Genomic DNA, 26,108 nt, shown 5'->3' on the forward strand with positions numbered 1-26,108 from the left:
GGCGTCATGGTGGGGCGCCGCCGCCCCGTGGGAGGCGGCGTGTTCCCCGTGTCGCCGTGGAGGAGGTGGCCCATGCCCTACACCGAGGTTCCGGGAGCGCGCGTCCCGATCCGGATGTGGACCGACCCGAGCACGGTGGAGCAGCCAGCCATGGACCAGCTCCGCAACGTCACCACGCTGCCGTGGGTGCACGGCCTGGCCGTCATGCCCGACGTGCACTACGGCAAGGGAGCGACCGTGGGCTCGGTCATCGCGATGCGCGACGCCGTCTCCCCGGCCGCCGTCGGCGTCGACATCGGCTGCGGCATGACCGCCGTCAAAACGTCGCTGCGCGCCGAGGACCTGCCCGACGACCTGCGCGGGCTGCGCTCCGGACTGGAGCGGGCCGTGCCCGTCGGCCACCAGGCGCACAGGGAGCCCGTCGACCCGCGCCGCGTCCCCGAGGTGAGAAGCCGCGACTGGGACCGCTTCTGGAAGCGCTTCGACGACCTGACCGAGGCCGTCCACTCCCGCCGCGAGCGCGCCGCCTGCCAGATCGGCACCCTCGGCGGCGGCAACCACTTCCTCGAGGTGTGTCTGGACGACGACGGCGCGGTGTGGGTCGTGCTGCACTCCGGGTCCCGCAACATCGGCAACGAACTGGCCGGACACCACATCGACCGGGCCCGCGGCCTGCCGCACAACCGGGACCTGCCCGACCGCGACCTCGCGGTGTTCGTCGCGGGCACGCCCGAGATGGACGCCTACCGCCACGACCTGTTCTGGGCGCAGGACTACGCGCGCCGCAACCGCGAGGTGATGATGGGCCTGGCCTGCGGCGTGCTGCGCGAGCGGTTCCCCGGCGTGGCCTTTCCCGAGTGGATCTCCTGCCACCACAACTACGTGGCCGAGGAGACCTACGACGGCGTCGACGTGCTCGTCACCCGCAAGGGCGCGATCCGCGCCGGACGCGGCGACCTCGGCATCATCCCGGGCTCGATGGCGACCGGCACCTACATCGTGCGCGGGCTCGGCAATCCGGCGTCGTTCAACTCCGCCTCGCACGGCGCGGGCCGCCGCATGAGCCGCACCAGGGCCCGCAAGACCTTCACGCGGGCCGACCTGGTCGAGCAGACCAGGGGAGTGGAGTGCCGAAAAGACATCGGCGTCGTCGACGAGATCCCCGCCGCCTACAAGGACCTCGACGAGGTCATCGCCGCCCAGACCGACCTGGTGGAGGTCGTGGCGCGCCTGCGGCAGGTGGTGTGCGTCAAGGGGTGAGCGCCGACTCCGTGACCTGACACGCGGACCGCCTCCCGCGTGTCAGGTCCGCCGGCGCAGGAGGAGCGCGACCAGCGCGACCGACTCGCCCAGCAGCGACGCCGTGCGGGAGCAGAGCAGCACCCGGAACGGGACGTCGGCGCGCAGCAGGCCCCACCCCCGACCGCCGCCCCGTCCCCGTCCACCGCGTCCCCGCTCATCGCGCTCCCGTGTGTGCCGCACCCGGAATGCTGCCAGTCGCCGCGAGCGCGGACGACTCATTTTCCGTGGCGGGGATTCCCTCTTTGTGACCAGCGGTGATCCCCAACGCCGAAGGCGTCGGGGTTTTCGCGCGTCCGGCGGGGGCAGGCGTGAGGACGTACCGCCGGGCGACCCCCGCCCGGTCCCCCGAAACCGATCGAGAGGCGACGAGATGGATACCGGCCTGATCATCGGTCTCGCGGTGTTTCTCGGCCTGGTGGTGATCGCGGTCGCCGCGGTCTTCGCCTTTCGGGAACCCCGCCGAGGCAGCCACCTGAAGCAGCGGTTCGGTCCCGAGTACGACCGCGAGGTGCAGCGGCACGGCAGCCGCAGACGGGCAGAACACGAACTCCGCGAGCGCGAGAGGCGACACTCCGCGCTCGACCTGCGCGACCTCACCCCCGAGGAGCGCGCCCGCTACGAGGAGGAGTGGACACGTACCCAGGAGCGCTTCGTCGACGACCCGGTGACCGCCGTGGCCGACGCCGACCGGCTCATGAGCCGGGTGATGGCCGACCGCGGATACCCCGTCGACGACTCCCGACAGCAGGCCGCCGACCTGTCGGTGGAGCACGCCGACGTCATCGACGACTACCGGCGCGCCCACGCCAGCGCCGAGCGCGGCCGCTCCGGGGAGGCGACCACCGAGGAGCTGCGCGACGCGATGGTCCGCTACCGCGCGCTCTTCGCCGAGCTGCTGGGCCACACCGCCCACGACGAGCACTCCTTCGGGCGGCACGCCGTTCCCCAGCCCCGTGACACCGCCGAGCACGGCGCCGCCGAACGCGACACGGCCGTCGACACCGGCCGCCGCCGCTGGTAGCCCCGGGGCACGACCACAACCGCGACACCACCTCACAGAGGAGGCGACGACCGTGGAACACCACACCCGCGAGCCCCACGACGTCCGTACCGACACCCACGCCCCCGAGACGGCGCCCGGCGCGCACGGCCACCACAGCAGCCCCCGGGCGGGCGAGCACCCCCGGGCGGGCGAGTGGGCCGAGGAGCGCGCCGCGCGGTCCGGCACCGAGACCGGCCGGCTCTCCGCGCCGCGGCCCCGCACCGAGGCGGGAGCCGAGGAGGAGGCGGAACGGGAGTTCGACAGCGGTGAGCGGTTCCAGGCGCGGTGGCGCAGGATCCAGAGCGACTTCGTCGACGATCCGCACGCCAGCGTCGCCGCCGCCGACAGCCTCGTGGGCGAGGTCATCGAACAGCTCACCGCCCGCCTCAACGAGCGCAAGCGCCGCATCGAGTCGGGTTGGCAGCGGCGTAGCGAGGGCGGCAGCGACACCGAGCGGCTGCGCGTGGCCCTGCGCGAGTACCGTTCCCTGCTCGACCAGCTCACCGCGGTGTCCCGGTGAGGCGCGCCGGGAACGGACACCGGCCCCGCCGCCCCGAGGGGTGACGGGGCCGCTGCCGTGACGGGGCTCAGTCCCGCGACGCGCGGTCCAGGCGCAGCCCGTAGGTCAGCAGCGGCATCCCCGGCTGCGGAGACCAGTCGCGTTCGGGCAGTCGGACGAACCCCTCCGAGACGTACAGCCGCCGCGCGGCGACCATGATCGGCTGGGTGGACAGCACCAGGTGCGCCACGTGCGCGCACACCGCCCGTTCGATGGCGGCGCGCAGCAGCAGCCCGCCCACGCCGCGCCGCTGCGCGTACGGGGCCACGGCCAGGGCGCGGATCTCGGCCTCGTCGGCGGAGACGGTGATCTCGCTGTCCCGCTGGAAGGGACGCAGGGTGACGGTGCCGAGGATGTCGTCGCCGTCCACGGCGACCAGCACCTCGCCGACTCCGCTGGTGCCCAGGGCGCGCAGCACGGGAACGTAGGGAGAGTCGGGGGTGAGCAGCCCCTGGCCGACGTAGGTGGCCACCCTCAGGTCGCCGATACGGGGCATCTCGTCATGGCGGGCTTCACGGACCAGCATGAATTCATGAAACAGTATGGGCGCACACCACGGGAGGAGGGGCGTGGACGGCTACGACGCGGTGGTGCTGGCGGGCGGGGCGGCGCGGCGCCTGGGCGGCGTCGACAAGCCCGGACTGGACGTGGGCGGACGCACCATGCTGGAGCGCGTGGCCGAGGCCGTGCGTGACGCGGCCCTGCTCGTCGTGGTGGGGCCGCCGCGTCCCCGTCCGGCGGCCCGCTACGTCCGGGAGGACCCGCCGGGCGCGGGACCGCTGCCCGCGCTGCGCACCGGCCTGGCCGAGGTCGGCTCCCCCTGGTTCGCGCTGCTGGCCGCCGACATGCCGTTCCTGGACGGCGAGGCGGTGGCGGCGCTGCGGCGGGCCGCGGCGGTCGGCGACGGGGCCGTCCTGGTCGACGCGGAGGGGCGGCCGCAGTGGCTGGCGGGCCTGTGGCGCACCGCGGCGGTGCGCGCGGCCCTGGCCGACTACTCCGGGCGTTCGCTGCGCGGCCTGCTCGCCCCCCTGGACCCGGCCGAGGTGCTGCGGCCCGAAGCCGCCCGGGACTGCGACACCCCCGAGGAGCTGGCCCGCGCCCGGGAGGCCGGGGACTCGGAGCCCCGAGGCCGCCTCGGCCCGGGCGGGTCCTGAAACCAGCGCGGGGAAGCTCGGGAGGACGGCGGAGCGTTTCCGGGGACGGGGCCCGAGCGAACCGGTTCGGGGGCCGCCCCGTCGCGACTCGATCCCGATTTCCGGTACGGCTGTGCACCGTTATGGCTTTCTGTGTCGCACAGCGGTTCGGAAAGCTAGAGAAGACGCGGCCAAAAGAAAAGGCGACGCCGGGTGGCTACGGGGGCAAACCACCCGACGTCGCGATCGGTGTTTCGACGGGGGCTCGAAACACCGCCTCCGCGCTTCAGCGGGGGACTGAAGCGCTGGTGCCCAATCTACAACCGCCGACCCCCGATCTACATCAAGAGTCTATTACGACGTGATCTCGGGAGAGTTCCGCGGTTTCCTGGGGCTTTGCCCCCCCGAACCCGGTTTTGGGCAGCGCCGGGACGCCGCGGGGCGCAAATTGTTCAGAGAATGGACCAAACCCCGGGCAATGCCGCGAGAACACCGGGAAGCGGAAATCGGACACCCCGGCCGCTTCGCGAACAGACGCGGTCAGGACGCCTGACTCACCGACGACATGTTGAAATCCGGGATGCGCATGGGCGGCATCGCGGTGCGCGGGAAGTACTCGCCGAACTCGCGGGAGAACGTCGGAACGGTCCGGCCGACCTCGCTGACCCGTTCCAGCAGTCCCACCGGCGACTCGTTGAACCGGAAGTTGTTCACCGCCCCCCGGACCTCGCCGTCCTCGACCAGGTACACACCGTCGCGGGTGAGACCCGTGACGAGCATGGTACGCGGATCCACCATGCGGATGTACCACAGGCAGGTCAGCAGCAGGCCCCGCTCGGTGGCGGCCACCATGTCGTCCAGGGACGCCGTCGCGCCGGGCAGCTCCAGGACCAGGTTGTCGGTCTCGGGCGTCAACGGCAGCGCGGTCAGCAGCGCCGAGTCGTAGGTCTGCACCAGGCGCGCCAGTTCGCCGTCGCTGATCCACTCGGTCTCGCCGATCGGCCGCCCGTTGTCGAAGGCGCTGATCCGCCGCCCCGGCGCGTCGGCCAGCACGAACGGCGCGCACTCCAGGCCCGGTTCGGCCGGGTTGGAGCGCAGCCGCAGCGGCAGCGGCGACAGCCGCTCGCCCACCCGGGTGCCGCCCCTCGGTGAGGAGAAGGCGGTGCGGCCCTCGAAGGTGTCGCGCGCGCCCAGCCCCCAGTACAGGTCGGTCATCAGATCGGCGACCGCGGCGGGCGGCAGCAGCGTCTCGTAGCGTCCCGCGGGCAGTTCCACGGTGGTGCGCGCCCAGGCGATCCGCCGGTGCAGTTCCGCCTCCAGCGCGGCGACGTCGACGTCGGTGAAGTCGCGGGTGGCCTGCCCCGCCCAGGTGGAGTGGTGCGGGTCGTCGGCCTTGGCGTTGAGGTCGAGGCTGCCGGACGGCTGGTCGTGGCGGAGCCGCACCCCCGTCGAGGAGCCCAGGAAGGTGGAGGTCACCGAGTGCTGGGCGTAGCCGTACAGCCGCACCCCCGCCTGCGCGGACTGCTGGAACGCCTTGCCCAGCTCCGGGGCGAAGCCGGAGAACACCCCGATGTCGGTGGCGGCGACGGGGGCGTCCCAGGCGGTGGAGGAGCGGCCCGCGGCGGCGGGCTCCAGCAGCGGGTGCGCCTCCTCGGCGGGCGGCGCCTCGCGTGCGGCGTCCTCGGAGGCGCGCACCAGCTCCTCCAGTTGGTCGTCGCGCAGTCCGCTGCGCGACACCGATCCCGCGCGGACCCCCTTGGCATCCTCGACCAGGGAGATCACCGTGACCGAACGGCCCCGGGCCACCCCGTTGGTGGTCAACGAGTTCCCGGCCCAGCGCAGGTTGGCCGTACTGGTCTCGGCCACCAGCACCATGCAGTCGTCGGCGCGCGACAGTTCCAGCGCGCGCTCGGTCACGGCCTGCGCGGACAGCGACTGGCTCACGGTTGTTCCCTTCGGTTGCGAGGAGTGCGCGCCGGTCACGCTCTGGCCTCCCGTGCGGTGTTGAGCACCCGCACCCCCTCGAACAGGGCGCTGGGGCATCCGTGGCTGACCGGGGCGACCTGGCCGGGCTGGCCCTTGCCGCAGTTGAACGCCCCGCCCAGCACGTAGGTGTCGGGACCGCCCAGGGCGCGCAGCGAGTTCCAGAACTCGGTGGTGGTGGCCTGGTAGGCCACGTCCCGCAGCTGCCCGGTGATGCGGCCGTCGCGGATCCGGTAGAAGCGCTGCCCGGTGAACTGGAAGTTGTACCGCTGCATGTCGATCGACCAGCTTCGGTCACCGACGATGTAGATGCCGTCGTCGACCTGGCGGATCAGGTCCCGGGTGGAGGGGCCGCGCGGGTCGGGCCGCAGCGACACGTTGGCCATGCGCTGGATCGGCATGGTCGCGGGCGAGTCGGCGAACGCGCAGCCGTTGGAGCGTTCGTAGCCCATCAGGTGCGAGATGCGCCGGTCGCGCTGGAACCCGGTGAGCACCCCCTCGGTGATCAGCGGGAACGACGAGGCGGCCACGCCCTCGTCGTCGTAGCCGATGGTGGCCAGGCCGTGTTCGACGGTGCGGTCGCCGGTGACGTTCATGATCTGCGACCCGTAGCGCAGCTCGCCGAGCTGGTCGTGGGTGGCGAACGAGGTGCCCGCGTAGGCGGCCTCATAGCCCAGGGCGCGGTCCAGTTCGGTGGCGTGCCCGATGGACTCGTGGATGGTCAGCCACAGGTTGGACGGGTCGATGACCAGGTCGTAGACGCCCGGCTCCACGCCGGGCGCGGCGACCTTGTCGGCCAGCAGCTCGGGCAGTTCGGCGAGTTCGGCCTCGACCGTCGGCAGGTACTCCTGTCCCCGCCCCACCGGCGGGGAGATCGTCCGCATGCTCTCCAGCCGCCCCTGGGCGGTGGACATCACCTCGACCGAGGGGTGCAGGCGCACCCGCTGCTGGGTGGTGGCGGTTCCGGCCGTGTCCGCGTAGAACTTCTGCTCCTTGGCCACGAGCAGGCTCGCGTCGACGTGGTCGACCCGGTGGTCGGCCAGCAGGCGGCGGCTCCACCCGGCGAGCAGGTCGACGGTGTCGCTGAGGGGGACCGTGAACGGGTCGATCTCGTAGGAGGAGACCCACACCGCGTCGGGGTGGGCGGGCTCGGGCGCCAGCTCGACGCGGTCGCTGCTGAGCACCGACGTGAGTTTGGCGACGTCGACGGCCTGGGCGGCGACCGCCGCGGCGGCGTCGACGGTCAGTTCCGTCCCCGCGGCGAACCCCCACGCGCCGTTGTGGACCACGCGCACCGCGAAACCGAGCGTGTCGGTCTCCTGGGCGGTCTCGACGGAGCCGTCGGCCAGCACGAGGTGGCGGCCGCGGATGCGTTCCAGCCGGAAGTCGGCGTGGTCCGCCCCGAGGTCGCGGGCGCGCTGCAGTGCCGCGTCGGCGAGGGGGCGCAGCGGAAGGGAGAGGAATTCGGAATCGATTTCGCGCACGGTGGAAACGTAACGCTTTCTGCCGCCCGTGTCAGGTGAAGAGGGCGGATTCATGTGCCGCGCCGCACGTCGACGTGGACGTGGTCGCGGTGCTGCAGGATGTCGTTGGAGGGGTCGGCCGAGGTGTAGGGCCGCCATCCGGCCGCGGCGAACCGCGTGCTCCAGATCCGGTCGTCGAAGATCACCACCGACACCTCCAGCCGTTCGGCGTGCGCCACCAGCCACTGCGCCAGCAGCCATCCGGCGCGCCGGTTCTCCTCGTCGACCGGCCGGAAGAACACGTCGACGGCCAGGCCGCGGTAGTGCGTGGAGTCCTCGCCGTGGCCCTCGCTGATCCCGCCGGGCGCGTATCCGCCGAGGCTCAGCTCGCCGTGCACCTCGGTCATCTCCTCGACCAGGGTCTCGGCGCGCGGGGTCAGCCCCGACTCGCCCATCTCCTCCTCGTCGAGTTCGTCCTCGGAGCCCGACCCGCAGGTGAGCACCGGTCCCGGCTCATCGGCGGGGCCGTCGACCAGCGCGGTGACGGCCCCGGGCGGCACGCCGTCGGGCACGGCCGCCTCCCCGCCGTCGGCGCGGCGCGTGGCCGCGGTGGTGGAGGCCATCGCCTCCTCGCGGTCCAGACCCACCCGCTCCCCGTCGACCAGGACCGTGCAGTCGGGGCCCCACGGCAGCGCGGTCTCGTCGACTCCGGCCTGCCGCAGCAGCCACGGTCCGCCCACGAGCACGCCCGCGACGAGCAACGCCACGACCACGAGCGTCACCGCCGCGCCCCGCCACCGTTTCGCCATGCCTTCGACGATATCCGCATCCGGCCGCTCTCACAGGACCGTCCACAGCACGAAACCGCCGCCCGCGAGGAGTGTGCAGGCCCAGATCCGGTCCATGGTGGCCCACCGCAGCCGCAGCGCGTGCACGGCGAAGAAGTCGTGCACGACCAGCGCGGTGATTCCGGCCGCGGCCAGCATCGCCAGCGTGTGCACGCCCGCGGCGGCCAGGCCCAGCAGGGTCGCGTCGAACAGGTCGACGTGGCCGGAACCGGCCGTGTCCGCCCCGGCGGTGCCGGTCCCGCCGGTCGTCCCCGTCGCGGGGGCCGCCGCGCCGCCGTGGGGGTGCGCGTGGCCGCCGCCGACGTGGGCGCCGTGGTCGAGTCGGCCCGCCAGGACCGGCAGCAGCATCAGCCCCGACCCGTGCGCGCAGGCCATCAGGAAGGAGGCGGCGGCCAGCTGCCACGGCGACAGGCGCGCGTCGTGGCCGTGGCCCCGGTGGGACAGGGGGCGCAGCAGGAACCACACGCCCGCCGCGACCAGCACGGCGGCGCCGCCCACCGCGAACCAGTCCGACGCCAGCGCCGTGCCCGCCACGGTCACCGCGACCGCCACCAGGGCGACGGAGGCCGCGTGCCCCAGCGCCAGGGCGGGCAGGGCGCCCACCACGGCGGCGCGGCTGCGCTCCTGCAGTCCCCGCGAGACCGCGAGCAGCCACCCCATCCCGGGGTGCAACCCGTGGAAGACTCCCAGACCGATCAGGACCCACATCTGGTTGGCGGCCATTCGGGGCTCCGTCCCACGTGTCGCGGACCCCCGCATCATCACACGGGGCCGCGGCGCGGGCAACGGTCTGGCAGGAGTCGGCCACGGACGGCGGCGCGGGCGCGCCGGAGGCGGTCCGGCGCGCCCGCGGACGACCGGCTAGATCAGGCCCTGCGCGATCATCGCCTCGGCGACCATCTCGAACCCGGCGATGTTGGCGCCCGCGACGTAGTCACCGGGACGGCCGTAGCGCTCGGCCGTCCCGTGGCAGGTGTCGTGGATGTGCCGCATGATCTCCGCGAGCCGCGTCTCGGTGTACTCGAAGGTCCAGGAGTCGCGGGAGGCGTTCTGCTGCATCTCCAGCGCGCTGGTGGCCACCCCGCCCGCGTTGGCGGCCTTGCCGGGCGCGAAGGCCACCCCCGCCTCGGAGAACACCCGGATCCCCTCGGGGGTGGTGGGCATGTTCGCGCCCTCGGCCACGGCGATGACGCCGTTGCGCACCAGAGCGGCGGCGTCGCGTCCGGTCAGCTCGTTCTGCGTGGCCGACGGCAGCGCCACGTCGCAGGGCACCTCCCAGACGCTGGAGCGGGAGGTGTCGATGTAGCGGACGTGGGAGCCGCGCCGCTCGGCGTAGTCGGACATCCGGCCGCGCTCGACCTCCTTGACCTGCTTGAGCAGTTCCAGGTCGACGCCCTTCTCGTCGACCACGTAGCCGTTGGAGTCGGAGCAGGTCACCACGTTCGCGCCGAGCTGCTGGGCCTTCTCGATCGCGTAGATCGCCACGTTGCCCGAGCCGGACACCGCCACGCGCTTGCCCTCCAGGGAGTCGCCGCGCGCCCGCAGCATCTCGGCGGTGAACATCACGCAGCCGTAGCCGGTGGCCTCCTTGCGGACCTGGGAGCCGCCCCAGCTGAGGCCCTTGCCGGTCAGCACGCCCGACTCGTAGCGGTTGGTGATCCGCTTGTACTGGCCGAACAGGTAGCCGAGTTCGCGGCCGCCCACGCCGATGTCTCCGGCGGGGACGTCGGTGTACTCGCCCAGGTGCCGGTACAGCTCGGTCATGAAGGACTGGCAGAACCGCATGATCTCGGCGTCGGAGCGGCCCTTGGGGTCGAAGTCGCTGCCGCCCTTGCCGCCACCGATGGGCAGGCCGGTGAGCGCGTTCTTGAAGATCTGCTCAAAACCCAGGAACTTGACGATGCCCAGGTTCACCGAGGGGTGGAAGCGCAGGCCGCCCTTGTAGGGGCCGAGCGTGCTGCTGAACTCCACCCGGAAGCCCCGGTTGACGTGGATCTCGCCGGAGTCGTCGGTCCAGGGGACGCGGAAGATCAACTGCCGTTCCGGCTCGCACAGCCGCTCGATGATCTTGGCGCGGCTGATCTCCGGATGCTTGGCCACCACGGGGCCGAGGCTCTCCAGGACCTCGCGTACCGCCTGGTGGAACTCGATCTCGCCCGGGTTGCGCCGAAGGATCTCCTCGTAGATCGGGCTGAGCTTCTCGTCGAGGTTTGCCGACATGGTCGCCTCCGTGTCGGGGCGCCCCCGCGGGCCCGCCCCGGCGGGGCGAGCCGGGAGGAAGCGCCGGTGTGGCCGTAACGGGGGTGTGGATCACGGGCGCGCCGTTGAGCCCGTCCCCCGCCGCCGATCATAGGTCGCCGGTGGCGCCCCGTCGCATGGGGACGCGTTTCGGCGGCGGGACCCGCCGGGTCACGGGCACAGTTCGTCGAGCGCGGTGGCCTCCTCCCCGACCTGGCGGCCCGGCGAGGTGGGGGAGGGCTCGGGCAGCCCGGTGTACTCCTGCCACTCGGTCAGGTCGTCGGGTGAGGACTCGGGGGCGGTTCCGGTGCCGGGGGAGGTGGAGGGGGCGGGGGTCTGCTGGATGTCGGAGGCGGGCTCCTGCGCGCCGTGCACCGCCTCGCGCACCAGTTCGCGGATGTGCTCCCAGTCGGGGTAGGCGGTGTTGACCTGGGGCGGGGAGAGCTGGAGGGTCTCCATGTCGGCGTTGGCGACCCGTTCGGCCAACTCCACGAAGTGCGGGAGTTTGGGCTGGGGGACGTCGGTGCGCAGGGTGCTCTTGGCGGCCGCGGCCAGCGACCGGAAGCTGGTGAGGATGGTGGCGGGGTCGGCCTGCTCGGCCACGTACTTGATCAGGCAGCCCTGGCGGCCCATCCGGGAGTAGTCGTCGCTGTTGACCCGGGTCCGCCCGTACCACAGCGCCTCCCTGCCGTCGAGGACCTGCCATCCGGCGTCGAGGTACTCGCCGCGCTGCCCGTAGGGGAGGGGCTCCTCCAGGTAGACCCGGATGCCGCCGATGGCGTCGATGATGTCCTCGAAGCCCTGCATGTCGACCAGGCCGTAGTAGTCGATGCCGAGGCCGATCGCCTCGCCGATCACCCGTTTGAGGGTGTCGGCGGCCGGGTCGGCGGCGGCCGGGTTGACCGCCAGCGTGGGGTCGTCGGCGATCGTCTGGTAGACCTCGTTGAGCAGGTCGGTGAAGCCGTGGGGGGCGGGGTAGCGCTCGGCCAGCGCGGTCCCCTCGGGGAAGGGCACGTTCTCCAGGTTGCGCGGCAGTCCGATGAGCACCACGTCGCCGCTGTCGACGTCGATGCTGGCCACGATCATGGTGTCGGTGCGCATGCCGTAGCGGTTCTTGCCCGCGTCGCCGCCCAGCAGCAGCACGTTCACCCGTTCCCGGCCGTTCCAGGGGTCGGCGTCGTCGTGCGGCTCCTCGGGGTCCGCGCTGAACAGCGAGTTGGACACGTCGTAGGCGGTGTAGGAGACGTAGCCGACCGCGCCCGCGGGCGCCGCGACGGCCAGGCACAGCGCCGCCACGACGACGCCCGCGACGACGCGGCGGCCCAGGGGGGAGGACTCGGGCCGGGTGATCACGTAGGAGTGGACCACCACGGTCATCCACAGCACCGCCACGGCGAAGGCGCCGATCCCGGCGGCCAGCAGCCAGCGGTCCTGTGTCGCCAGGGTCGTGCTGAGGACGAGGTTGTCGCGCAGCGCCAGTCCGCCGAGGACCAGAGCGGTGACCAGCAGCAGGTGGCAGGCCAGGATGGCGGCCCCGGCCCAGCGCCGTCCGGTGCGCAGGTGCGCGGCCCCGGGGAGCGCGGCGGACGCGGCGGTCCACAGCAGCGCGCGCGTCATGCTCCTCGGGCGGCTGGGTGTCTTGGTCAGCCGCCGTCTCTTGCCCATCGGGTCCGTCCCTTCCTCTGCCGTCCCACCGGGCGCCCGGGCGGTACGGACCGGGGACGCGAGGCCCTGCCGCCCCACCGCGTGAGCGCGCTGTCATGCGCATCCAGTGTCGCGCTTTGCCGGAGTTGTTGGCACACCGCTCCCACAGCAGGGCACGCCCACCGGCGGGGTGATTTGTCGGATATGTGGATGTTACGCCTGGTTCTTTGGTGTTGGCTGGTCGAAGTCGACCCTGTTTCTTCCGCGATCGGTAGTTAACCGCCGCGGTAGCTGCCATGATCTGGCCGCAGGAGGGGGCGACGTCCGGGGGGACGAGGACGTCGTCACAGCAACGAAAGGCACACATCGTGCTCGATGCGGTCGACGCGGCGCTCGTGCGAGCGCTGCAGGGGGACGGAAGAGCGACCTATCAGGCTCTGGCCGACCGGGTGGGACTGTCGCGTACCGCGGTCCGGGCCCGGGTCAAGCACCTCATCGCCACCGGGGCGATCCGGATCGTCGGGGTGCTGCACGCCGGAGTCATGGGAATGGAGGTGTTCGGACACATTTCACTTCGTGTTTGCGGACCGGTGCGGCCGGTCGTGGAAGAGCTGACCCGGCGGGAGTCGGTGGTCTTCACCGCGCAGACCGCGGGGCGCTTCCCCGTGGTGGCGCACGTGCGGGTCCGCGACGACAACGCGCTGGCGACCGAGCTCACCCAGGTGCGCAAGATCCCCGGGGTCGTCGAGGCGGAGGTCTTCCGAGGCGACGAGATCGCCAAGGACGAGTACTCCAGCGTGCGGCCGCTGCGGGAGATCCCCATCGACCCGCTGGACTGGCGCCTGGTGCGCTGCCTGCAGGTCGACGGGCGGGCCTCCTACGCCGACCTCGCCCGGACCGTCGGGCTGTCCCAGGCCGCGGCGCGCTCCCGGGTGGTGCGGCTGATCGACGCCGGAGTCATCCACGTGACGGCGCTGATCGAGGCGTCGGCGGTCGGGGTGACCGAGCGCCTGGGGTTCGGACTGCGCTGCCGCGGCGACGCCTCGGCGCTGGCGTCCAGCCTCGCCACCCTCACCGGGGTGTCGTTCGCGGCCACGGGCTTCGGCAGCTACGACGTCGTCGGCGGCGTCACCGCGGCCGACCGGCGCACCATCGTGGAGACGCTGGAGACGATCCGCGGCTGCCCCGAGGTCAGCTACACCGAGACCTGGGACTACCTGTCGGTGGCCAAGGAGCGGCAGCGGATCGACGGACAGCCGCGCACCGCGGTCCCGCAGCCCCGGGGAGGGTGAGGCGCGGGGCGGCGCGCCGCCCCGCCGGGGCCGTCGATCCGCCCCGCCGGTCGCGCGCCGCCCGCTCACCCCGCGCCGGGGGCGGGCTCCCGGGGGACGTCGCGGCCGCGCGCGTACAGGCGGGCCACCACGTCCTCGATGTCGGGCTCGCGCAGTGTCAGGTCCACGACGGCGTGCCGCCGGGCGACCGCCGAGACCACCTCCGAGACCACCTCCGCGGGATTGCCCGACAGCTCCAACCACTGGCGCGGCCCCTCGACCCGCACCGTGCGCGCCCCCGCCACCTCGATCGGTCCGGCGGGCGCGGCCAGGTCCACCACCAGGGTGCGCGGCGTGGGCGCACCCGCCCGCAGCGCGTCGAGGCCGCCGTCGAAGGCCAGCCGGCCGTGGTCGATGACCACCACCCGGCGGCACAGCCGCTCCACGTCGCCCAGGTCGTGCGTGGTCAGCAGGATCGTGGTGCCGCGCTCGGCGTTGCGGCGCAGCAGGAACTCCCGGATCGCGGACTTGCTGACCACGTCCAGTCCGATCGTCGGCTCGTCCAGCACCAGCAGTTCGGGGTCGTGCAGCAGCGCCGCCGCGAGGTCGCCGCGCATGCGCTGGCCCAGGCTGAGCTGGCGCACCGGGGTGGCCAGGAACGGCCCCAGCTCCAGCAGTTCGGTCAACTCGGCCGACCGGGCGGCGTGCGCGGCGGCGTCCACCCGGTACAGGTGGCGGACCAGGGTGAGGCTGTCGCGCAGCGGCAGGTCCCACCACAGGGTGGTCCGCTGGCCGAACACCACGCCGATGCGCGCGGCCAGCCGGGTCCGCTGCCGGGACGGCTCCAGGCCGCACACCCGCAGTCGGCCGCGGGTGGGCGCGAGGATGCCGGTGAGCATCTTCATCGTGGTGGACTTGCCCGCGCCGTTGGGGCCCAGGTACCCGACGATCTCGCCGGGTGCCACCGAGAACGTCACGTCGCGCACCGCGCTCACCCGCTCGCGTCTGCGGCGCAGCAGCGGACCGGTGGAGCGGACGAAGCCGCGGCCCAGGCCGTGGGCGTCGATGACGAAGGTCACGGTCAACTCCCCGTGGATCGGTAGCGGCGCAGCCCCGCGCGCCAGGCCAGGGCGGCCAGGACGCATGCGAGCACGGCCACGGCGGGACAGAGGTGGCGCAGCCCCGGCCACAGGCCCAGCGGGTCGGGGCGGTCGAGCAGGTACAGGGCGGGCTGGTAGCTGACGAAGGCCAGCGGGACCACGAAGGTCACCGCGCGCACCACGTCGCGGGCGTAGACCGCCAGCGGGTACTCGGTCAGCGCCTGCCCGCCGTAGGTGACGGAGTTGGCGAGTTCCCGCGCCTCGGCGACGAAGAACTGCACGCACGCCCCCGCCACCCACACCGCGCAGCACAGGGCGGTGCCCGAGACGAGCAGCACGGCCAGCATGGCGGCGCGCCCCGCCGTCCAGTCGATCTCCACCGCGGCCAGGGCCACGGCCAGCGCGGTCGCGCCGGGCACCAGCTTGCCCAGGCGGCGCGGGGAGAAGCCGTCGGTGGCCAGCTGCACCAGCGGCGGGACCGGGCGCACCAGCATGGTGTCGAAGGCGCCGCTGCGGATGTGCTCCCCGAGCCGCTCGGTGTTGCCCATGAGCAGGTCGGCCGTGCAGAAGGCGGTCCCCGCCAGCCCGTAGACCAGCAGCGTCTCGTGCAGGGCGAAACCGGCCAGCGCGTCGACGTGTCCGAACACGAAGAGCACGGCGACCAGCTCCGAGCCGGTCGCGCCCAGTTGGGCGAGGGTCAGCAGCGCCAGCGACGCCGGATACTGCGCGAAGGCCCGGCACCAGATCCACGCCAGCCGCACGTAGGGGACCAGCGCGCGCTCAACCACCCTGGCCCACCAGGCGGCGGGCCGCCCGGGCGCTCAGCAGCGCGCCCAGCGCCAGCAGCGCGGCGGCCCACACCGCCTGGTGGGCCAGGCCGCCCGGCGCGCCGTGGCCCAGGAGCATCTCCGCGGGGACCTGCACCAGCGCCGCCCACGGCAGCAGCCGCAGCACCGCGGCCACGGAGTCGGGAAACAGCGTCAGCGGCAGCAGCATGCCGGAGCAGAACGGCCCCAGCAGCCACCCGACGGCCTCCACCCCCCGGCTGTCGGCGAGCCAGAACGCGCTGAGCGCGTACAGGTGGCGCAGCCCGAACCCGACCAGCGCGGCCAGCACGGCGGAGACCAGAAGGGCGGCCCAGCGCAGTGGGTCGGCGGGCAGGACCAGGTCGAACAGCGCCGCGCCCACGGCGAGGGTGGGAACGCTGCGGACCAGCAGAGCGAAGGCGGCCCGTCCCAGGTCCTGGGCCAGCCACCACAGTGTGGGAGGGACGGGGCGCAGCAGGTCGGAGGCGACCGTCCCGTCGCGGACGCGCGCTCCCAGCTCCAGTGGCGGGCCGAAGACCGCGGTGACGCCGATCAGCGCCTGGCCGACGAACACCTGGGTGACGGCGTCGGCGGCGGTGTAGCCGTTGATGTGGGGGCGCGCGTCGAACACCGCGAGCAGGACCATGGCGTTGATCGCGCCGAAGACGCCGTTGACGACGATGCCGGAGAGCGTCGCCGCCCGGTAGGTGGAGTGGCGGCGCAGCCCGCGGGCGAACACCGCGCAGAAGACCCGCACGTGCCGAACTCCTCGGAAAAGACCTCTCGACAAGGAAGGCACGTCCCTGCGGGAACAGCAGGTCCGGAGCGCCGCGGTTGAAGACCCTAGCACGCGCCGCGGGGTGGGAGGGGGCACGGCCGGAAGCGGCCGTGGTCGCCGACGACGTCCGCGGGGCGCGGCGGCGCCGGAAGCGAGGAGGGGGAGAGAAAGGGGAATCCGTTCCGGTCAGTCCTCGGCCAGGGTGACCAGTTCGTCCAGGTAGCAGGCGGCCTCGCGGAGCGCGCGGTCGGCGTCGCCCGCGTGGATGGCGTCGGCCAGCCTCTGGTGGTCCAGGGTGGGGTCGTCCTCGACGGCGTCGGGCCCCTCCTCGTACACCGTGTGCGCGATGCTCTCGTAGACCACCTGGGCGATGTCGTCGTACAGCTCGACGAGCAGCGAGTTGTGGGTGGCGGCCACCACCGCCTTGTGGAAGGCGAAGTCGGCCTCGATGAACGCCTGCATGTCGCGGGTGCGCCAGGCGGCCAGCCGTTCGCCCATCGCGGTGTCGATGGCGGCGAGGTCGTCGTCGGTGTGCCGCAGCGCGGCCAGGCGGGCGGCCTCCAGTTCCAGGGCGCGGCGCACCTCGAAGTTCTCGCGCAGTTGCGAGCGCTTCAGGCGGCGACGCAGCGCTCCGCCGAGCTCGCTGGAGGCGCGCACGAAGGTGCCCGCTCCCTGGCGGATCTCCAGCAGGCCGGTGTGGGCGAGTGCCCGCACGGCCTCGCGTACGGTGTTGCGGCCGACTTCGAGCTGGTCGGACAGTTCGGACTCGGTCGGGATCCGGTCGCCGACCGACCACTCGCCCGAGTCGATCTGCGCTTTCAACTGGGTGATGACCTGGTCGACAAGTCCGGTGCGACGCGTCGAGGCGAGGGGCACGCGCTACCTCCTAGGGGATATCCGTTAACGCGGGAGCTTAGACCAAGTCTCTCGCGAGAGGATGCCTCTTGGCGACTATGCGTTACCCTCGTAATCCGATATCGGATCATCCTATGAAATGGGGCCGGCTGTGTCGCCGAACTCGGGGCCGTCACGCGGGGTGTGGTGGCTGCTGGCCGCGGGGGTGGCCCTGGCCGCGCTCAACCTGCGCACGGCGATCACCAGCGTCGGGCCGCTCCTGGAGGAGATCAGCGCCGACCTGCGGATGTCGGCGGCCACCGCCGGACTGCTCACCACGCTGCCGGTCCTGTGCTTCGCGGCCTTCGGGGCCCTCACCCCCGCGCTGCTGCGCCGCTGGGGCGAGCACCGCGTGCTGCTCGCCTCCCTGGGCGCGCTCACCGCGGGCATGGCCGCGCGGGTCCTGGTCGACGACCAGTGGCTGTTCCTGGCGCTCAGCGCCCTGGCGCTGTCCGGCGGCGCGGTCGGCAACGTGCTGCTGCCCACCCTGGTCAAACGGCACTTCCCCGACCGCGTGGGAGCGCTGACCGCCACCTACACCACCGCGATGGCGCTGGGCACCACCGCCGCGGCCGCCGCCACCGTCCCCGTCGCCCGGGCGTTCGGCGGCGACTGGCGTCCCGCGCTGGGCGGCTACGCGCTGTTCGGCCTGGTCGCGATCGTCCCCTGGGCGGCGGCACTGCGCCACGAGCCGCCGCGCGCGTCCGGGGAGCGGACGACGAGCGTGCGCGCGGTCCTGGGCACCGCCCTGGGCTGGCAGAGCGTCCTGTTCTTCGCCACCCAGTCGGCCATCGCCTACATCATGTTCGGCTGGTTCGCCCAACTGCTGCGCGACCACGGGATGGCCGCCGCCGAGGCGGGCCTGGTGCTGTCGTACCTGACGGCGCTGGCCGTGCCCGCCTCGCTGCTGCTGCCCGCGCTGGCGGCTCGGCTGCGCGACCAGTGGCCCCTCGTCGTCTTCTTCATCGTCTGCTACCTGGTCGGCTTCGCCGGGCTGCTGGCGGCCCCGGTCGGCGGCGCGTGGGTGTGGGCCACCCTCATCGGAGTGGGCATGGCCTCCTTCCCCCTGGCGCTGACCTTCTTCGGCCTGCGCGCCCGCACCCCGCAGGGCACCGCGGCGCTGTCGGCGGCCACCCAGGGCCCCGGCTACCTGCTGGCGGGGGTCGGGCCGTTCCTGTTCGGACTGCTGCGCGAGGTCAGCGGCGACTGGCGGCTGTCGATCGCCCTGCTGGTGGCGCTCGCGCTCGTCCACGGCGGATGCGGCGTGTTCCTGAGCCGCCCCCGCCACGTGGAGGACGTCCTGGCGGGCGCCGCGCCGGTCTCCGCGTCCGGAAGGTGAGGCGGCCGGCTCACGCGCCCGGCAGCCAGTCCAGCCGCCCGATGAGGTGGACCGAGCCCACGAACGCCACGATGTCGATCAGCGAGTGCGCCACCACCAGCGGCATCACCCGGCCGCAGCGGCGGTACAACCAGCAGAACACCAGCCCCATCACCAGGTTGCCGAAGAACATGCCCACCCCCTGGTAGAGGTGGTAGAAGGCGCGCAGCACCGCCGAGGCCGCCACCGCGCGCACCGGCGACCAGCCCAGCCGCTCCAGCCGCAGCATCAGGTAGCCGACCACGACGACCTCTTCGAGCACGCCGTTCTTGACCGCCTGCAGCACGAGCACGGCGTGCTGCCACCAGTGCCCGTTCAGCGTGCTCGGCGCGATGGGGCGGTTGAGGCCCAACTGCACCGACACCAGGTAGACGACCAGACCGCCCAGGCCGACGCCCGCGGCCACAAGCGCGCCCCAGCCCAGGTCGAAGCCGGGACGGCGCAGGTCGAAGCCGATTGCGCGGGCCGAGTCGCCGGACCGGTGCAGCAGGTGCAGCACCAGCGCCACCGGGGCGAGCGCGAACACCAGCCGGTACAACTGCCAGGACAGGTCCAGCCAGGGGCGTTCGGCGTCGGCGGCCGAGGTCACCAGGCTCGCGGTCTGCTCCGAGAGGGCCTCGGGAGCGGTCAGCGCGCCGACGAAGGAGATCGTCGCGGCCACGGCCGAGGCGCCCAGGGACAGCGCCAGGACGCACCAGATCTCGACGTGGGCCGCCCGGCGCGACAGCGGCGGGGGCGACGGGGGGCGGCGCGGGACCGGGGGGGTCTGCCCCGCGGAGTCCAGAATCGGTTCGGCCATGCCCGGAATTCTGCCAGCGGGTCGGACGGGGGCCGGAACCGGACCACGGCGGTGCGGACCGCGGACACGGAGCGGGCCGCCGGTCCCGAGGGTGACACGGGAACCGCGGGACCGGCGGCGGGGACGTCCGCCCCGCCCGCGCCCCAGCCACGAAAGCGGGGGCGGGGCGGACGTCGTGTCGAAGACCGCGACGTCAGTGAGCCGCTGAACGCCGGTCTTCTTCCGGGAGGGTCTGGGAGGGGCGGGACGCGCCGGGAGGGGGAGGGGCCGCCCGGCGCGCCCCGCGCCGGGGGATCTAGTGGAACTGGGCCTCTTCGGTGGACCCGGTCAGCGCCGTGGTGGAGGCGTCCGGCGAGATCGCGGTGCTGATCATGTCGAAGTAGCCGGTGCCGACCTCGCGCTGGTGGCGGGTGGCGGTGTAGCCGTCGGACTCGGCGGCGAACTCGGCCTCCTGCAGCTCCACGTAGGCGCTCATGCCGCTGGCCGCGTACCCCTTGGCCAGGTGGAACATCGAGTAGTTGAGCGAGTGGAAGCCCGCCAGGGTGATGAACTGGAACTTGTAGCCCATGTGGCCCAGTTCGCGCTGGAACTTGGCGATGGTGGCGTCGTCCAGGTGGCGCTTCCAGTTGAACGACGGCGAGCAGTTGTAGGCCAGCATCTGGTCCGGGTACTCGGCCTTGATCGCCTCGGCGAACTGGCGGGCCACCTCCAGGTCCGGCGTGGAGGTCTCCATCCACAGCAGGTCGGAGTGGGGGGCGTAGGCCAGACCGCGGGCGATGCAGGACTCGACGCCGTTGCGGACGCGGTAGAAGCCCTCGGCGGTGCGCTCACCGGTGATGAACGGCCGGTCGCGCTCGTCGACGTCGCTGGTGATCAGGGTGGCGGCCTGGGCGTCGGTGCGGGCGACGATCAGGCTCGGGACCCCGGCCACGTCGGCGGCCAGCCGGGCGGAGTTGAGCGTCTTGATGTGCTGGCCGGTCGGGATGAGGACCTTGCCGCCCAGGTGGCCGCACTTCTTCTCGGAGGCCAGCTGGTCCTCCCAGTGCACGCCCGCCGCGCCCGCGGCGATCATGCCCTTCATCAGCTCGTAGGCGTTGAGGACGCCGCCGAAGCCGGCCTCGGCGTCGGCGACGATCGGTGCCAGCCAGTGCGGCGCGTTCTCGTCACCCTCCGACCAGGAGATCTGGTCGGCGCGCAGCAGCGCGTTGTTGATCCGGCGCACGACCTGCGGAACCGAGTTGGCCGGGTAGAGGCTCTGGTCGGGGTAGGTCTGACCGGCCAGGTTGGCGTCGGCCGCGACCTGCCAGCCCGACAGGTAGATGGCCTTCAGGCCGGCGCGGACCTGCTGGACGGCCTGGTTGCCGGTCAGCGCGCCGAGGGCGTTGATGTAGTCCTCGGTGTGCAGCAGCTTCCACAGGCGCTCGGCGCCCAGACGGGCCAGCGTGTGCTCCTCGGTGACCGAGCCGCGCAGCCGGATCACGTCCTCGGCGGAGTAGGTGCGCTCGATGCCCTTCCAGCGCGGGTCGGTCTCCCACTGCCGTTGGAGCTCGGCGCTGGCTTCCTGCTGACGACCGGTGATGCTCATGGTCTTCCCGCCTTCGGTTCTGATCCCCTGGTAAGTCGACCGGCTGGAGACCCCCCGCAGGTGTGTGGTGCGGTTCGCGGTTCGTTCCCCGCCGGTGGACACCATTCTTCGCAAACTTCCACGGTTTTTCGAGCCGGATTCGGGTGAAGATCTTCAGTTTTTTCTCTATCATGAACGCATGCCGTACTTTGGGACTGAAGAAATACCGACTTTGCCGGGTGACCTAGATCTCGTCACCTTCGGCCAACGGCTCCGGCATCTTCGCCGATCCCGCAACATGACACTGTCCGAGCTGGGAGAACGCGTGGGGCGCGCGCCGTCGCAGTTGTCACTGCTGGAGAACGGCAAGCGCGAGCCCAAGCTCTCCCTGCTCACCTCGCTGGCCAAGGTGCTCGACGTCTCGGTCGAGGAGCTGCTGTCCCGCCAGCCGCCCAGTCGCCGCGCGCAACTGGAGATCGCGCTGGAGGAGGCGCAGCGCGACCCGGTCTACCGGTCCCTGAACCTGCCCCACCTCAAGGTCGGCAAGCGGGTGCCCAACGACGTGCTGGAGCACATCGTCGGCCTGTACGAGGAGCTGAGGCGGCGCACCGTCAAGCCGACGACCACCCCCGAGGAGGCGCGGCGCGCCAACGCCGACCTGCGCCGCCTGATGAGCGAGCGCGACAACTACTTCCCCGAGATCGAACAGGCCGCGCAGCAGACCCTGGACGCGGTGGGCTACCGGGGCGGCGCGCTGTCGCAGGGGATGATCCTGTCGATGGTCGCCCACCACGGGTTCACCCTGCGCTACGTCCCCGACCTGCCGCGCTCGGTCCGCTCGGTCACCGACACCCGCAACCGGCGCATCTACCTCAAGCGCGAGTCGCTGGGGATGCACACCCCCCGCACCATCCTGCTGCAGACGCTGGGGCACTTCGTTCTCGGCCACACCCCGCCCCGCGACTTCGCCGACTTCCTGCGCCAGCGGGTGGAGGCCAACTACTTCGCCGCCGCCGTGCTGATCCCCGAGTCCACCGCGGTGCCGTTCCTGGCCGACGCCAAGCGGGTGCGCGACCTGTCGGTGGAGGACCTGCGCGACGTCTACGCCGTCTCCTACGAGATGGCCGCGCACCGGTTCACCAACCTGGCCACCCGCCACCTCGACCTCGTCTGCCACTTCATCCGCAACGACGAGACCGGCATCATCTACAAGGCGTACCAGAACGACGGGCTGATCTTCCCCACCGACGACACCGGGGCCGTGGAGGGGCAGCGGCTGTGCCGCTACTGGTCGGGGCGGCAGGTGTTCGCCTCGCCCGACCGCTACTCGATCTACTACCAGTACACCGACAAGCCCAACGGCACCCACTGGTGCGTGGCGCACGTCGACCCCAGCCGGGAGCGCAACTTCGCGATCACCCTGGGCGTGCCCTACAAGGAGTCGCGCTGGTTCCGCGGCCGGGAGACCACCAACCGCACCAAGTCGGAGTGCCCGGTCGGCGAGTGCTGCGTACGGCCGCCCTCCGAGCTGGCGTCGCGCTGGGAGGGCAACGTCTGGCCGTCGGCGCGCGCCCACTCCCACGTCCTGGCCGCCCTGCCGACCGGCCAGTTCCCGGGCGTGGACGAGACCGACGTCTACACCTTCCTGGAGAAGTACGAGATCGCCTAGCGCTGCCGCGGCTCGGCCCGGGCGGTGCCACGGGGGTGGCCCCGGCGGGGAGCGGGGCCACCCCCGTGGCACGACCCCGGCCAGATGTTACCGTTGGTAACACTTATGTGTCCACGCCCCTCGGAGGACGAGCCGCCATGACCGACCAGACGCCCGCACCGGCGTTCAGCCTCGAACTGAGCGAGGACCTGCGCGAGATCCGCGACTGGGTGCACGAGTTCGCCCGCGACGTCATCCGCCCCGCCGCCGCGGAGTGGGACGAACGGGAGGAGACCCCCTGGCCGATCCTCCAGCAGGCCGCCAGGATCGGCCTGTACTCCCTCGACTTCTTCGCCAACCAGATGTTCGAGCCCAGCGGGGTGGGCATCCCCGTCGTCTACGAGGAGCTGTACTGGGGCGATCCCGGCATCGCGCTGTCGCTGACCGGCACCACGCTGGCCGCGGTGGCCGTCACCGCCAACGGCACCCAGGAGCAGGTCCTGGAGTGGACCCCGCAGATGTTCGGCACCGCCGACGACGTGCGCCTGGGCGCGTTCTGCTCCTCCGAGCCCGACGCGGGCAGCGACGTGGGCGCGATCCGCACCCGCGCCGTCTACGACGAGGCCGCCGACGAGTGGGTGCTCAACGGCACCAAGACCTGGATCACCAACGGCGGCATCGCCGACGTCCACGTGGTCGTGGCCTCCGTCGACCCCGAACTGGGCTCGCGCGGCCAGGCCAGCTTCGTCGTCCCGCCCGGCACCAGGGGGCTGTCCCAGGGGCAGAAGTTCCGCAAGCACGGCATCCGCGCCTCGCACACCGCCGAGGTGGTCCTCGACGACGTGCGCGTCCCCGGACGCTGCCTGCTCGGCGGCAGGGAGCGGCTGGAGGAGCGCCTGGCCCGCGCCCGCGAGGGCCGCCGCTCGGGCGGGCAGGCCGCGATGCGGACCTTCGAGGCCTCCCGCCCCGCCGTCGGCGCGATGGCGGTGGGCTGCGCCCGCGCCGCCTACGAGTACACCCGCGACTACGTCCGCCGACGCGAGCAGTTCGGCAGACCGCTCGGCGACCACCAGGCGGTCGCCTTCACCCTCGCCGACATGGCCACCCGCATCGACGCCGCCCGCCTGCTGGTGTGGCGGGCCTCCTGGATGGCCCACCAGGGCAGGGACTTCACCCAGGCCGAGGGCTCCATGAGCAAACTGTTCGCCAGCGAGACCGCCACCTGGGTCACCCAGAACGCCATCCGCCTGCTCGGCGGAAACGGCTACACCCGCGAGTACCCGGTGGAGCGCTGGCACCGCGACGCCACCGTCTTCACCATCTTCGAGGGGGCCTCGGAGATCCAGCGCCTCATCATCGGCCGCAGCGTCACCGGCCTGCCGCTGCGCTGAGTGGAGGGCCGAGCTCCCCCGGTCCGGAGGCCGCAACCGGGTCCGGGCCGCCGGGGAGCGGCGGGGCGTTCCGGGGAGTGGTCCGGGAGCGGCCCACCCCTGGGAGGGGGTCCTCGGAACTTCCCCCGGGCTGAGACGACCTGGAACTTCTCCCCGAGGAGCGGAGCACGGGACTCCCTCCGGTCCCAAGAGCCCCGGTGCTTCCTCCGCGGGACCGCGCCGCCGCCCGGAAGCGGCCGTCCGAAAAGCGCGGATCCCCTGTCCCCTCGGGGATTCCGGCCCCGCCGAGCGTGACCGCTGGCTAGCATTGCGTCATGCCGAACGCGTCCCGCAACCCCTGGATGAACGCCGCTCCCCCGGAGCCGCAGCAGATACCCGTGGGCATCGACCCGAACGTCCCCAGCATCGCCCGCGCCTACGACTACTCGCTCGGGGGCAAGGACAACTTCCCCATCGACCGCGCCCTGGTCGACCAGATGGAACAGCAGTACCCGGGCGTCAAAGAGGTCTCGGTCCACAACCGCAGGACCCTGGTCCGCCTGGTGCGCCACATGGCCGGGGCGGGCATCGCGCAGTTCATCGACCTCGGCTCGGGACTGCCCACCGCGCAGAACACCCACCAGGTCGCCCAGGAGGTCAACCCCGACGCCCGCGTCGTCTACATCGACAACGATCCCGTGGTGCTGGCCCACGGCCGGGCGCTGCTGGCCGAGAACGGCAACACCGCCGTGGCCACCGCCGACTTCCTCAGCCCCGACGAGGTGCTCAGCACCCCCGAGGTGAAGAAGCTCATCGACTTCGACCGGCCCGTGGGGTTGATGCTGATCGCGGTCCTGCACCACATCCCCGACGCGGCCGACCCCGCCGGAATGGTGCGCCGCTACGTCGACGCCCTGCCCGCGGGCAGCATGGTGGCCATCACCTCCTGGACCTACACCGGCCTGCAGGTGCAGAAGGACATCACCGACATGGCGCGCGAGGCCCTGGGCGTGGGCTACGCCCGCACCCCCCAGGAGATCCGGACGTTCTTCGGTGACCTCGAACTGGTCGAACCGGGCCTGGTGTTCCACGCGCTGTGGCGGCCCGACACCCCGGTCGACCCCGGCAACCTGAACCCCTACGAGCAGTTCATGATGGCGGGCCTGGGCGTCAAGAACTGACGGACGCCGCACGCCGTCGACCGCGCTGGCAACGGCGGGGCCGCACGTACCACCTCGGCCGCCGGGACCGCCCGTCTCGGCGGCCCGGAGCGGGGCGCCGTGGGAAAGCACCCCGAGCCGCGCGCGGACGCGGCACGGGTATGAGAGCGTTCCAGTGGTCGCGGCCCGGCGGCGGCGCGGTGCCGAAGGCGCCGAACGCCGTCGGCGCCGCCTGCTTGACCCGTGACCGCCCGCCACCGAGGGGAGGAAGCGGCGTCCGCGCCCGGCACGCGTACGGGAGCCGCGCGCCGCGCGCCCGATGACCGACACGTCCCACGACACCCCCGACCCGATCACCGTCGCCGCCCGGTTCAACGGTCCGCCCGGCTCCGCCAACGGCGGATACGTCTCGGGCCGCGTCGCCCGGTTCGTCGACGCCCCCGCGGTCCGCGTCCGGCTCCGCACGCCCCCGCCGCTGGAGACCCCCATGGAGGTGCGCCGCACCCCCGGCGGCGGCGTCCACCTGCTGTCCGGAGAGGAGCTGGTCGCCGAGGGCGCCCCCGCGCCGGTGCCGCAACGGCACACCGCGCCGGTGCCGCCCGCCGAGGCCGAACGCGCCCAGGAGGGCTACCGGGGCCTGCGCGACCACCCGTTCCCGACCTGCTTCGTGTGCGGAACCGCGCGTGAGGCAGGCGACGGGCTGCGGCTCTTCGCCGGACCGGTGGGCGGCGACCCCGCAGCGACCACGGTGGCCTGCGTGTGGCGTCCGGGACCGGACACCACCGACACCCCGATGGAGTGGGCGGCCCTCGACTGCCCCGGCGGCTGGTCGGTCGACATCACCGGGCGCCCCATGCTGCTGGGGCAGCTGACCGCGGCGGTGTTCGCGCCGGTCCGGGCGGGACGGGCCCACGTGGTGGTGGGGCGGCTGCTCGACGTCCAGGGACGCAAGGTCCGCACCGCGAGCGCCCTGTACGACGGGGACGGGGCCGAACTGGCCCGCGCCGAGGCCGTGTGGATCCGGCTCAGGGAGGGGTGAGCGTCCGACTTTGCGTTTCCCTGGGAAAGCGATGGGAATCCGGTAACGGTACGATATCGGAAATCAGTCGCCGCCGACCGCAATCGGGT

Annotated in this window: 24 protein-coding genes; 10 read left to right on the forward strand and 14 right to left on the reverse strand. The window is 72.7% G+C overall.

Annotation, left to right across the window (positions count from 1 at the left end; all coding sequences use genetic code 11):
- Nucleotides 1-72: 72 nt before the first annotated feature.
- Nucleotides 73-1,260, forward strand: coding sequence for an RtcB family protein (locus NI17_RS04495; RefSeq protein ID WP_068692939.1), 1,188 nt, complete (start codon nucleotides 73-75; stop codon nucleotides 1,258-1,260).
- 42 nt (nucleotides 1,261-1,302) lie between these two features.
- Here NI17_RS04495 and NI17_RS04500 read toward each other — a convergent pair whose 3' ends face one another.
- Nucleotides 1,303-1,482: a hypothetical protein gene (locus NI17_RS04500; protein WP_068692940.1), complete on the reverse strand. Its 180-nt coding sequence runs from the start codon at nucleotides 1,480-1,482 to the stop codon at nucleotides 1,303-1,305.
- Nucleotides 1,483-1,672: 190 nt separating this feature from the next.
- On the opposite strand from NI17_RS04500, the gene NI17_RS04505 reads away from it, so the two are divergent.
- Complete coding sequence (locus NI17_RS04505) at nucleotides 1,673-2,323, forward strand: hypothetical protein (RefSeq protein WP_068692941.1); 651 nt, start codon at nucleotides 1,673-1,675, stop codon at nucleotides 2,321-2,323.
- A 52-nt stretch (nucleotides 2,324-2,375) separates the two neighbouring features.
- Nucleotides 2,376-2,864, forward strand: coding sequence for a hypothetical protein (locus NI17_RS04510; RefSeq protein ID WP_234402057.1), 489 nt, complete (start codon nucleotides 2,376-2,378; stop codon nucleotides 2,862-2,864).
- Nucleotides 2,865-2,931: 67 nt separating this feature from the next.
- Here NI17_RS04510 and NI17_RS04515 read toward each other — a convergent pair whose 3' ends face one another.
- Nucleotides 2,932-3,429: a GNAT family N-acetyltransferase gene (locus NI17_RS04515; RefSeq protein ID WP_068692942.1), complete on the reverse strand. Its 498-nt coding sequence runs from the start codon at nucleotides 3,427-3,429 to the stop codon at nucleotides 2,932-2,934.
- A 43-nt stretch (nucleotides 3,430-3,472) separates the two neighbouring features.
- Here NI17_RS04515 and mobA point away from each other — a divergent pair, with 43 nt between their 5' ends.
- Nucleotides 3,473-4,057 carry a molybdenum cofactor guanylyltransferase gene (gene mobA, locus NI17_RS04520; RefSeq protein ID WP_068692943.1) on the forward strand — a complete coding sequence of 195 codons (585 nt, stop codon included), beginning with the start codon at nucleotides 3,473-3,475 and terminating at the stop codon, nucleotides 4,055-4,057.
- Nucleotides 4,058-4,576: 519 nt separating this feature from the next.
- Here the strand turns inward: mobA and NI17_RS04525 are convergent.
- The 6 genes from NI17_RS04525 to NI17_RS04550 form a co-directional block, all read right to left on the reverse strand.
- The gene (locus NI17_RS04525) at nucleotides 4,577-5,980 is read right to left on the reverse strand and encodes a metallopeptidase TldD-related protein (RefSeq protein ID WP_243597608.1); all 1,404 of its coding nucleotides are present in this window, start codon (nucleotides 5,978-5,980) and stop codon (nucleotides 4,577-4,579) included.
- Nucleotides 5,981-6,015: 35 nt separating this feature from the next.
- Entirely contained in the window at nucleotides 6,016-7,503 is a 1,488-nt protein-coding gene (locus NI17_RS04530) for a TldD/PmbA family protein (RefSeq protein WP_199860130.1), read from the reverse strand.
- A gap of 50 nt (nucleotides 7,504-7,553) precedes the next feature.
- Nucleotides 7,554-8,291, reverse strand: a complete 738-nt coding sequence (locus tag NI17_RS04535; RefSeq protein ID WP_068692945.1) for a VldE C-terminal domain-containing protein — start codon at nucleotides 8,289-8,291, stop codon at nucleotides 7,554-7,556.
- A 30-nt stretch (nucleotides 8,292-8,321) separates the two neighbouring features.
- On the reverse strand, nucleotides 8,322-9,053 hold the full coding sequence (locus tag NI17_RS04540; protein WP_068692946.1) for a cell wall anchor protein: 732 nt from the start codon (nucleotides 9,051-9,053) through the stop codon (nucleotides 8,322-8,324).
- A gap of 138 nt (nucleotides 9,054-9,191) precedes the next feature.
- Nucleotides 9,192-10,550, reverse strand: a complete 1,359-nt coding sequence (gene gdhA, locus NI17_RS04545; protein WP_068692947.1) for an NADP-specific glutamate dehydrogenase — start codon at nucleotides 10,548-10,550, stop codon at nucleotides 9,192-9,194.
- 189 nt (nucleotides 10,551-10,739) lie between these two features.
- Nucleotides 10,740-12,233: an LCP family protein gene (locus tag NI17_RS04550; protein WP_068692948.1), complete on the reverse strand. Its 1,494-nt coding sequence runs from the start codon at nucleotides 12,231-12,233 to the stop codon at nucleotides 10,740-10,742.
- Between the two features lie 347 nt (nucleotides 12,234-12,580).
- Here NI17_RS04550 and NI17_RS04555 point away from each other — a divergent pair, with 347 nt between their 5' ends.
- Nucleotides 12,581-13,504, forward strand: a complete 924-nt coding sequence (locus NI17_RS04555; RefSeq protein ID WP_068692949.1) for an Lrp/AsnC family transcriptional regulator — start codon at nucleotides 12,581-12,583, stop codon at nucleotides 13,502-13,504.
- 65 nt (nucleotides 13,505-13,569) lie between these two features.
- On the opposite strand, the gene NI17_RS04560 is transcribed toward NI17_RS04555, so the two are convergent.
- The 4 genes from NI17_RS04560 to NI17_RS04575 form a co-directional block, all read right to left on the reverse strand.
- Nucleotides 13,570-14,562 carry an ABC transporter ATP-binding protein gene (locus NI17_RS04560; RefSeq protein ID WP_234402059.1) on the reverse strand — a complete coding sequence of 331 codons (993 nt, stop codon included), beginning with the start codon at nucleotides 14,560-14,562 and terminating at the stop codon, nucleotides 13,570-13,572.
- 2 nt (nucleotides 14,563-14,564) lie between these two features.
- The gene (locus tag NI17_RS04565; RefSeq protein WP_068692950.1) at nucleotides 14,565-15,371 is read right to left on the reverse strand and encodes an ABC transporter permease; all 807 of its coding nucleotides are present in this window, start codon (nucleotides 15,369-15,371) and stop codon (nucleotides 14,565-14,567) included.
- Nucleotides 15,364-16,146, reverse strand: coding sequence for an ABC transporter permease (locus tag NI17_RS04570; protein WP_068692951.1), 783 nt, complete (start codon nucleotides 16,144-16,146; stop codon nucleotides 15,364-15,366). The genes NI17_RS04565 and NI17_RS04570 overlap by 8 nt, the downstream gene beginning before the upstream one ends.
- A gap of 207 nt (nucleotides 16,147-16,353) precedes the next feature.
- Complete coding sequence (locus NI17_RS04575) at nucleotides 16,354-17,043, reverse strand: FadR/GntR family transcriptional regulator (RefSeq protein WP_068692952.1); 690 nt, start codon at nucleotides 17,041-17,043, stop codon at nucleotides 16,354-16,356.
- 118 nt (nucleotides 17,044-17,161) lie between these two features.
- Between NI17_RS04575 and NI17_RS04580 the strand changes: the two genes are divergently transcribed.
- Entirely contained in the window at nucleotides 17,162-18,400 is a 1,239-nt protein-coding gene (locus NI17_RS04580; RefSeq protein ID WP_199860131.1) for an MFS transporter, read from the forward strand.
- A 10-nt stretch (nucleotides 18,401-18,410) separates the two neighbouring features.
- Here the strand turns inward: NI17_RS04580 and NI17_RS04585 are convergent, their stop codons facing one another.
- Both NI17_RS04585 and aceA read right to left on the reverse strand, forming a co-directional pair.
- Entirely contained in the window at nucleotides 18,411-19,238 is an 828-nt protein-coding gene (locus tag NI17_RS04585) for a CPBP family intramembrane glutamic endopeptidase (RefSeq protein WP_068692954.1), read from the reverse strand.
- A gap of 295 nt (nucleotides 19,239-19,533) precedes the next feature.
- Entirely contained in the window at nucleotides 19,534-20,823 is a 1,290-nt protein-coding gene (aceA, locus tag NI17_RS04590) for an isocitrate lyase (protein ID WP_068693005.1), read from the reverse strand.
- A gap of 211 nt (nucleotides 20,824-21,034) precedes the next feature.
- On the opposite strand from aceA, the gene NI17_RS04595 reads away from it, so the two are divergent.
- The 4 genes from NI17_RS04595 to NI17_RS04610 all read left to right on the forward strand — a co-directional run bounded on the left by NI17_RS04595 (nucleotide 21,035) and on the right by NI17_RS04610 (nucleotide 26,019).
- Nucleotides 21,035-22,471 carry a helix-turn-helix transcriptional regulator gene (locus tag NI17_RS04595; protein ID WP_068692955.1) on the forward strand — a complete coding sequence of 479 codons (1,437 nt, stop codon included), beginning with the start codon at nucleotides 21,035-21,037 and terminating at the stop codon, nucleotides 22,469-22,471.
- A 137-nt stretch (nucleotides 22,472-22,608) separates the two neighbouring features.
- Complete coding sequence (locus NI17_RS04600; RefSeq protein ID WP_243597609.1) at nucleotides 22,609-23,841, forward strand: acyl-CoA dehydrogenase family protein; 1,233 nt, start codon at nucleotides 22,609-22,611, stop codon at nucleotides 23,839-23,841.
- Nucleotides 23,842-24,155: 314 nt separating this feature from the next.
- Nucleotides 24,156-25,001, forward strand: coding sequence for an SAM-dependent methyltransferase (locus NI17_RS04605; protein WP_234402060.1), 846 nt, complete (start codon nucleotides 24,156-24,158; stop codon nucleotides 24,999-25,001).
- Between the two features lie 298 nt (nucleotides 25,002-25,299).
- Entirely contained in the window at nucleotides 25,300-26,019 is a 720-nt protein-coding gene (locus tag NI17_RS04610) for a hypothetical protein (protein WP_068692956.1), read from the forward strand.
- Nucleotides 26,020-26,108 lie beyond the last annotated feature (89 nt).

The sequence above is a fragment of the Thermobifida halotolerans genome, from assembly GCF_003574835.2.
GTDB lineage: Bacteria > Actinomycetota > Actinomycetes > Streptosporangiales > Streptosporangiaceae > Thermobifida > Thermobifida halotolerans.

Bases quoted from the DNA above. Each gene is read 5' to 3' on its own strand.
- NI17_RS04495 (WP_068692939.1), top strand. From the start codon at position 73: ATGCCCTACACCGAGGTTCCGGGAGCGCGCGTCCCGATCCGGATGTGG.
- NI17_RS04505 (WP_068692941.1), top strand. From the start codon at position 1,673: ATGGATACCGGCCTGATCATCGGTCTCGCGGTGTTTCTCGGCCTGGTG.
- NI17_RS04515 (WP_068692942.1), bottom strand. From the start codon at position 3,429: ATGCTGGTCCGTGAAGCCCGCCATGACGAGATGCCCCGTATCGGCGAC.
- NI17_RS04535 (WP_068692945.1), bottom strand. From the start codon at position 8,291: ATGGCGAAACGGTGGCGGGGCGCGGCGGTGACGCTCGTGGTCGTGGCG.
- NI17_RS04540 (WP_068692946.1), bottom strand. From the start codon at position 9,053: ATGGCCGCCAACCAGATGTGGGTCCTGATCGGTCTGGGAGTCTTCCAC.
- gdhA (WP_068692947.1), bottom strand. From the start codon at position 10,550: ATGTCGGCAAACCTCGACGAGAAGCTCAGCCCGATCTACGAGGAGATC.
- NI17_RS04550 (WP_068692948.1), bottom strand. From the start codon at position 12,233: ATGGGCAAGAGACGGCGGCTGACCAAGACACCCAGCCGCCCGAGGAGC.
- NI17_RS04580 (WP_199860131.1), top strand. From the start codon at position 17,162: ATGGGGCCGGCTGTGTCGCCGAACTCGGGGCCGTCACGCGGGGTGTGG.
- NI17_RS04585 (WP_068692954.1), bottom strand. From the start codon at position 19,238: ATGGCCGAACCGATTCTGGACTCCGCGGGGCAGACCCCCCCGGTCCCG.
- aceA (WP_068693005.1), bottom strand. From the start codon at position 20,823: ATGAGCATCACCGGTCGTCAGCAGGAAGCCAGCGCCGAGCTCCAACGG.
- NI17_RS04600 (WP_243597609.1), top strand. From the start codon at position 22,609: ATGACCGACCAGACGCCCGCACCGGCGTTCAGCCTCGAACTGAGCGAG.
- NI17_RS04605 (WP_234402060.1), top strand. From the start codon at position 24,156: ATGCCGAACGCGTCCCGCAACCCCTGGATGAACGCCGCTCCCCCGGAG.
- NI17_RS04610 (WP_068692956.1), top strand. From the start codon at position 25,300: ATGACCGACACGTCCCACGACACCCCCGACCCGATCACCGTCGCCGCC.